The following is a 5,341-nucleotide window of genomic DNA, read 5'->3' as shown; positions in this document are numbered from 1 at the left end:
GTCCGGAGGAACTGCCGCAGCACGAGAAGGGCGAAGAGCTGAGCCTGCGTGTAGTCCCGACGCGAGAACCGGCTGCCATACTCGGGCAGGGCGGCCCGACCCGCCGCCAGCGCCTCCCGGGCAACCCGAACCGCCGACTTCGACATCCTCCGCATCGCTGGTCTCCGGCCTCCGCCAAAAGTGGACCGAACCAGCAGGAGGCGCAGAGGGTTCCAACAGAGCAAGCCGGTCTCAAAAGCGTGGATGTAGATGCTCTCGTACTTCAGGCTGCGCCACAGCCGCTCGATGAACACGTTGTCCATCCAGCGACCGCGGCCGTCCATCGAGATGCGCACCCCGGCCTGCTGCAGCAGGCCGGTGAACCGCGGCGAGGTGAACTGGCTGCCCTGGTCGGTATTGAAGATCTCGGGCCGACCGTACCGCGCCAGGGCCTCCTCCAGCACCTCCAGGCAGAACTCCACCTCCATGGTGTTCGACACCCGCCAGGCCAGCACCTTGCGTGTCGCCCAGTCCATCACCGCGACCAGGTAGAGGAAGCCGCGCCGCATCGGCAGGTAGGTGATGTCGGCGCACCAGACCTGGTTGGGGCGGCTGATCGCAATATCCCGCAGCAGGTAGGGGAAGATCCGGTGCTCGGGGTTCGGCACCGTCGTCCGCGGCCGCTGGTAGATCGGCGTCAGGCCCATCTTCGCCATCAGCCGCCGGATGCGCTTGCGGCCGATCACGTAACCCTCACGCCGCAGGTGCCGCGCCATCTGCCGCGAGCCGTACCAGGGTGTCTCCAGGAACTGCGCGTGGATCAGCCGCATCAGCTCGAGGTTCAGTGCCGTCTCGCCTGTCGGCCGGTGATAGAACCCCGACCGGCTGATCGAGACCAGCTCGCATCGCCGCACCACCGACAGGTGCAGGTGCTCCGGCTCGATCATCTGGCGCCGCCGCTCCAGGCTCATCGACCGGACGCTTTCGCCAAAAAATCCCGTTCCACCACCAACTGCCCGATCTTGGCGTGCAGCTTCTCGACATCCGCCTCGGCCGCCCGGCTGTGATTCGGCGTGGAATAGGGGCTCTGGCGCAGATTCCGTGCAGGGTGGGCGTTGGATGCGGGTGTCATCGGTGAGGAACCGCCAGCGATGCCTCTGCTCGACCCACGCCCCCTGTTGCCATCCGGTCTCGTGGTCGACACCGTCGAGACCGGCGCGGACCGCATCACCATCTCAGCGCATCCAGCGGCAATGGTGAGCGCCTGCCCAATCTGTGGCGAGTTGTCCCGCCGCGTGCACAGCCTGTCAGCGGCCGTTGAATCCTCCCCTGATGTGGGCCGCGAAACTTCCCCACTTCGTTGCGTGACCGGCACCTGCCGGGGCTAGCCCCGGCAGGTGCCGGTCACGCTGTCGCCGAGACTGCCCCCAGGGCTGGAGGGGGCACATCGGTGCTGCGACTTGGGAACACCGTCATGATCCTGGAACTCCACCGGCAGGGCCTGAGCCCGACGGCCATCGCCCGCCAGCTCGGCATCGACCGCAAGACCGTGCGGAAATACATCGCCCGCGGCCTGGAGCCGCCGGTCTACGGACCGCGGCAGCCAAGGGCACGGGTGACCGACCCCTACCTCGACTACCTGCGCGAGCGGCTGGCGGCCTATCCTGGCCTGACCGCCACCCGGCTGCTGCGCGAGCTCGGCGAGCGCGGCTTCACCGGCGGCTACACCGCGGTCAAGCGCGCCGTGCAGGGGCTGCGGCCCCAACAGCCGCAGGTCTTCGAGGTCCGCTTCGAGACGCCGCCCGGCGAGCAGGCCCAGGTCGACCTGGCACGCTTCGAGGTGACCTTCACCGACGACCCGGGCAGCAAGCGCATCGTCTGGCTGTTCTCGATGGTGCTGGGCTATTCGCGGCTGATCTGGGCCCGCTTCGTCCAGCACCAGGACCTGCAGAGAGTCCTGCGCTGCCATGTCGCCGCCTTCGAGGCGATCGGCGGGGCGCCGCGCGAGATCCTGTACGACCGGATGAAAACTGCCGTCACCGGCGAGGATCCCGACGGGCTGGTCATCTACAACCGCAGCCTGCTCGACCTGGCGCGCCACTACGGCTTCCAGCCCAGGGCCTGCCGTCCCTACCGCGCCAAGACCACGGATGAGATTGAACAGCCCCTTTCTGCTGGCGAGCTGCTATTTTCTCCCTGCCCATGGGTGACCGCGCGGCACAGAGCAGGGCATGAGGTGCGAGCCCTGCCGCGCAGCCATCACGGTCGCTCCTCCTTTGCGGCGCCCATGGGCGCCCTCCGACCCCGCTTGGTCCAGCCCTCGGTGAGCCTTCTGTAGGCGACCTCCGACTGCTCAGCCCGTCGTTTCTCCTCCTGCCGGGTGCGGGTCAGGTTGTACTCATAGGCCGAACCCCGCTGGCCACGGCGCATTGGCTGTCCCGAGCGCAGTTCGAGGTCGCGCAGCTTCTTGGCATGCAGGGCGGGCCGGACCCCGGCATAGTCCTCGCCCTTGGTCAGCATGTGCCACAGGATCACCGCCAGCTTGCGAGCGACAGCCACGGCAGCGACGTGGTTGCCCCGTCGCGCCGAGATCCGCTGGTAGAACGCCCGCAGCGGGCCCGGGCCGCGAACCGCCTGCCAGGCCGCCTCCACCAGCATGGTCCTGGCATGGGCCCGACCCTGCTTGGTGATGCGCCCGTGCTGTGGCCGCCCTTCGCCGGACTGATAGACGCTGGGGTTCAGGCCCATGTAGGAGACGAGTTGGTCGGGTCCCTTGAACCGAGTGATCGGCCCGATGGCAGCGGACAGCCCCAGCGCCACGACCATGTCGATGCCTGGGATGGTCATCAACCGCTTGACATTGGCATCCGCCAGCGCGTCGCGGGCCAGCTCCCGCTCCACCACCTTCAGGTCCTCTCCCAGGCGGTCGTACTCCCGCAGGTGCCGCTCCACCGCGTCCCGTTCATCGGGCGGCAGGACCTGGGCCAGCAGCCAGTTCCGGCCGCGGTTGCCGAACAGGTCAGCATGCGGACACTGCGGTAGCAGGTGAGCGTGCAGGATGGACTGGGTGATCGTCTTGAGGCGCACCCGCTGGCGAACGATCTGGTTGCGCCGCGTCACCTGCCTTCGCAGCGCCTGCGTCTTAGCGTCAGGTACCCAGACTTCGGGTAGGAAGTTGCTGGCGTAGAGCTTGGCCAGCACCGTCGCATCAATCGTATCGGTCTTGATCTTGGCGTGCGCGATCATCCGCACCTGCCGCGGATTGGCAATCACCACCCGTCCGACGTGCGGGGAGATCACCTCCACCACGGCCGCGGCATTGCCGGTGGCCTCCACCACGACATGATCGTCATGGGTCAAGGTCCGGGCGAACGCCCCGAGATGGTCCCGCGTCATGCCGATGCGGCCCAAACGGACCACCTTGCCATCGTCCAGCATCACCGCCTCGGCAAATACGCGGTGGATATCCAGTCCTACGACTCTCACCGGCTTGCCTCCTGTGCCTTACTGGTCACCTCACGGGAGCTGACGGGCAACACGGCAACTACGGATCCGCGCTCGCAGCGCATCCGGGCGAGCCGCAGGGGCGGCCACATAAAGGCTCGGGCTCGAAGCCCATGGTTTGTCGTCGGCCTGCCCGCACTTGCGTGCTCCCGGCGCCCCATGTCCCGGATGGTCTCACCATAGCGCTGACCCGAAGGCGGGACAGCAGGGACATCAGGACACCAAGGCCAACATGCCGGATAAAGGCAAGGTGGAGCGGCCCTTCCGCTACATCCGCGAGGATTTCTTCCTCGCCCGCAGCTTCCGCAATCTCGACGACCTGAACCAGCAGCTGCGGCACTGGCTCGACACCGTCGCCAACCCGCGGGTGCACGCCACCACCAGGCGCGTGGTGAACGAGGCCTTCGCCGAGGAGCGTCCGACGCTGCGGTCGCCGGTCGGCCCCTACCGCGCCGTCCTGAAGCTCGAGCGCCGGGTCTCGCACGAGGGCATGGTGAGCGTCGGCGGCAATGCCTACAGCGTCCCCGACACCGCCCGGCGCCGCGTGCTGGAGGTGCACTCCCTGGTCGACGAGATCCGCATCCTCGAGGACGGCGTGATCATCGCCAGCCACATCCCGCTCGAGGGCCGGGGCCACACCCGCGTCGACCCGGCCCATCGCAGAGCCGCGGCACGCGCCAGCCGCGGTGGCGCCGACACGCCGGTCGTGATGTCGCGCGCCGGCGACCAGGTCGCCCGCCGCTCGCTCGACTTCTACGATGCCGTCGGCCGGGCCCTGGCCGTCCAGGGCAACGCCTGATGCCCGGCGCAGACCCGACGCTGTCCACCGTCGACCGCATCAAGCGCAGCCTGGTCGGGCTGCGCATGCCCCGCGCCCTCGAATGCCTCGATGCCGTGCTCCGCCAGGTCGAGCGCGGCGAGATCGGCACCCTCGAGGCCATCGACACCCTGCTGGTCGACGAGCTGACGCTGCGCGAGAACCGCCGCATCAAGACCGCCCTGGTCATGGCCAGGCTGTCGACCATGAAGACCCTCGCCGGCTTCGACTTCGCCTTCCAGCCCTCGCTCGACCGCAACCGCATCCTCGCCCTGGCCGGGCTCGACTTCATCACCCGCCATGAAGTGGTCCACTTCACCGGACCGCCCGGCACCGGCAAGTCGCACCTCTCCATCGCCCTCGGCATCGAGGCGGTGAAGGCCGGGCGCAGCGTGCATTTCGTCAGCCTCGCCGACTTGGTCGGCACCCTCGCCAGGGCCGAGCGCGAGGGCTCGCTCCGCGAGAAGATCCGCTTCTTCAGCCGCTTCGCTTTGCTGATCGTCGACGAGATCGGCTACCTCCCGGTCGTGCCCGGCGGCGGCAACCTGTTCTTCCAGCTGGTCAACGCCCGCTACGAGAAGGGCGCCATGATCCTGACCTCCAACCGCGGCTTCGCCGAATGGGGCCAGATCTTCGGCGACCCCGTCGTCGCCACCGCGCTGCTCGACCGCCTCCTCCACCACGCCGTTGTCGTCCAGATCGAGGGCGCCAGCTACCGCCTCCGTCAGCATGCGGAACTCGTCCCCGAGCACGTCCGCTCCAAAGCCCTTATCCAGCCGCCACCGGCGCTACCGCCTCGGCGACGCGGCCGCCCACCGAAAATCCAGGGAGCCGTCGATCAACACGTCGGCTGATCACCGACGCCCAGCCAGCGGGGAATTTTACCGGCCCACTTCTGGGGAGTTTCCGCGGCCCGTTGACACAGCCGCTACCGGCGACGCCTTCTGGACCTGCCCTCCCACGGTCGAGCCGTGGAGCTGCATTTGCAGGTGCGTCGCTTTCGCTGCGTCACGGCGGAATGCCCGCAGCGGACCTTCGCCG

2 protein-coding genes and 4 pseudogenes are annotated in these 5,341 nt (G+C 68.2%); 4 read left to right on the top strand and 2 right to left on the bottom strand.

Going from position 1 to position 5,341, the window contains the following annotated elements; genetic code table 11:
• Positions 1-224: 224 nt before the first annotated feature.
• Positions 225-1,030, bottom strand: a pseudogene (locus E2C05_RS28360) (IS3 family transposase); the annotation flags it as partial.
• 423 nt (positions 1,031-1,453) lie between these two features.
• On the opposite strand from E2C05_RS28360, the pseudogene istA reads away from it, so the two are divergent.
• Positions 1,454-2,146: pseudogene (istA, locus tag E2C05_RS28355) on the top strand (IS21 family transposase); the annotation flags it as partial.
• Between the two features lie 92 nt (positions 2,147-2,238).
• Here the strand turns inward: istA and E2C05_RS28350 are convergent.
• Positions 2,239-3,465 carry an IS110 family RNA-guided transposase gene (locus tag E2C05_RS28350; protein WP_133222997.1) on the bottom strand — a complete coding sequence of 409 codons (1,227 nt, stop codon included), beginning with the start codon at positions 3,463-3,465 and terminating at the stop codon, positions 2,239-2,241.
• A 259-nt stretch (positions 3,466-3,724) separates the two neighbouring features.
• Between E2C05_RS28350 and E2C05_RS28345 the strand changes: the two are divergent.
• The 3 genes and pseudogenes from E2C05_RS28345 to E2C05_RS34915 form a co-directional block, all read left to right on the top strand.
• Positions 3,725-4,282 (top strand): annotated as a pseudogene (locus E2C05_RS28345) (Mu transposase domain-containing protein); the annotation flags it as partial.
• Positions 4,282-5,154: an IS21-like element helper ATPase IstB gene (gene istB, locus E2C05_RS28340; protein WP_133222996.1), complete on the top strand. Its 873-nt coding sequence runs from the start codon at positions 4,282-4,284 to the stop codon at positions 5,152-5,154. The pseudogene E2C05_RS28345 and the gene istB, both read left to right, overlap by 1 nt.
• 78 nt (positions 5,155-5,232) lie before the next feature.
• Positions 5,233-5,341, top strand: a pseudogene (locus tag E2C05_RS34915) (hypothetical protein); the annotation flags it as partial.

This window comes from Paracraurococcus ruber, from assembly GCF_004353985.1.
Classification (GTDB): domain Bacteria; phylum Pseudomonadota; class Alphaproteobacteria; order Acetobacterales; family Acetobacteraceae; genus Paracraurococcus; species Paracraurococcus ruber.
This window is presented reverse-complemented; position numbering and strand designations above follow the sequence as displayed.

Excerpts from the sequence above, each read along its gene's own strand:
- istB (WP_133222996.1), top strand. The coding sequence starts at position 4,282 with ATGCCCGGCGCAGACCCGACGCTGTCCACCGTCGACCGCATCAAGCGC.